At 52.7% G+C, this 1,966-nt stretch carries 2 protein-coding genes; both read right to left on the bottom strand.

The window, feature by feature from the left end:
* Positions 1-49 precede the first annotated feature (49 nt).
* A complete protein-coding gene (locus tag AB3X55_13365; GenBank protein MEX0504573.1) occupies positions 50-1,270 on the bottom strand; it encodes an MFS transporter in 1,221 nt (406 codons plus the stop codon).
* A gap of 98 nt (positions 1,271-1,368) precedes the next feature.
* A complete protein-coding gene (locus AB3X55_13360) occupies positions 1,369-1,623 on the bottom strand; it encodes a hypothetical protein (protein ID MEX0504572.1) in 255 nt (84 codons plus the stop codon).
* Positions 1,624-1,966: the final 343 nt, after the last annotated feature.

Genomic DNA, 1,966 nt, shown 5'->3' with positions numbered 1-1,966 from the left:
GGCCACCTTGGAACCAGAACCAGTCTTTGTTGTTGATTGAAGACTCACTCTAGGGGCTTGTTTGCTTGCGCCAGCTTGAATCACCCAGACGGGGATTGAGTTTTCCACCGATCATCCAGGAAAAAAGTAGCAGACTGCCGCCAAACGCAAACACCATTGCCAGAGGTGCCACCAACAGAACCAACGCCGATGCGCCCGGTGTTATGATCGCAGAGACATCCCGAAAACTGGAATATACCGCCGACATTTCGTTACGGTCGGATGGTTTGACCGCCATGAGAAAGGGCAATCCACCACAGATATCCAGAAAGATCATCGCAAGAGAACCGACAAACAGGAGGCAAATCGCAAAATACGGCCAGTTTCCCGTGATCCCCGCCAGGCTGAACATAACTCCGGCCAGCAGGAATCCATACCGGATCGCCCGTTTGACCCCGAGGCGGCGAAGCAGGAAAAGCATCAAGGGCGTTGTGAAGAGCAAACTATTGGTGAGTGAAAGCAACAACCCGCCAATCGATGGGCCAAGTCCGTTTTCAAGCGCATAGATCGGCAGATAGACCACATAGACCCACCAGCCGCAGGACCTTGTGACAGCGAAAATCCAACCCGCAACAAGGCGCTTTTGTTTGAAGAATCGCCCAAGATACGCCAGAGGATTGATTGCCGGTGAACTCGCCCTGATGATCAACCGACCGTTTCCAAGGCGCATGAACCAGAAAATGATCAGCAGGGCCACCGCGGCAGTCATGGAAATCAGGAACGGCAGCGGGCGCCACCACTCCCAGAATACGACACCAAGCACAGGCCCCAAGGTCCAGCCAACAGCCGAATACAGCATCCTGAGGGTTTCGCATTTTCCAAAATCGTGCCGCTTGACATAGTCCAGCACATACGCATTGAGACAGACAAAGAGCACCACGGTGGCAAAGGTGGTGAGCATAAGGCCGACAATAACACCATAAGGATGGCCCGATGCCGCAAGTCCCGGCCCGCAGAACATCATCACCGCCCCCAGACTGTAGGTCCAGCGGCGCGACAATTTACGGCTGATCGTCGGCACGAGAAGGCCAACCAGAAGCGACGCACATCCGATCAGAAAATAAACCTCACTGACGGCCTGCGCTTGGGTGAGCGCGTTGTACATTTCCAGCGGGAAGACAGAAACAAGACTGCCTCTGGCAATGGCTTCTACGCCGGTCAGGGTTGCAAACCCATGAACGCTTGGTGCCGGCGCGTGGCGAACAAATTCAGGTATGCTGCGCTCAAACATATTGCCACCATTTTAGTGGCAGGTTGTCACGAACATGAATCGCTGTCTAACAAGAGGACGACAGTCCTGGATGTCGATTTTGCACTAGTTTCCAGAATTCACGCCGCTGAAACGATCTGGAAGCCGGTGCCATCAATCAGAAAAGTGGCGTCGGCGCGGTTGCTATAGGCAGCAAACCCCAGGTAACCCAAAATCAAAGCGAGGATGAACAGCTTGAGCTTGGTTCGTTTGGGTTTAACAGGTCCGAGGGGAGCGTCGGAAACTATGGCCGATGTGGCAAGGATTTTGCCAAGCTTATAGTCTTCCTTGATCTCATCCTTCGCGAAGGTGAGTTTGATGTCGTCGTTGTTCATGTTGTCTTTCGAAATGTGGCTTGGTGACAGCCGTCTGAGTACCGGTGGATTATGTAGGAATTATGTTCCAATTCGGCCCTTAGTTAGAAACACCGTCACAATAAATTTCACATGAACAAGGCATGTCACTCTTGTCACTCTTCTGTCACTCTTGGCACTTGATTTTGAGTGACAAGTCGCCGATCCAATCGATAGACTCAAACCATCGACAACACACGACACAGGCGGTGTTCGAGGACAGACAGGGGTTTCAAGCTTTTCGAAGGATGGTAGCGGAGGAGGGACTCGAACCCCCGACACGCGGATTATGATTCCGCTGCTCTAACCAGCTGAGCTACTCCGC

This window comes from Alphaproteobacteria bacterium LSUCC0719 (assembly GCA_040839025.1).
Lineage (GTDB): Bacteria > Pseudomonadota > Alphaproteobacteria > Puniceispirillales > Puniceispirillaceae > UBA8309.
The sequence above is the reverse complement of the archived record's forward strand: the minus strand, read 5'-3'. Positions and strand labels throughout refer to the sequence as shown.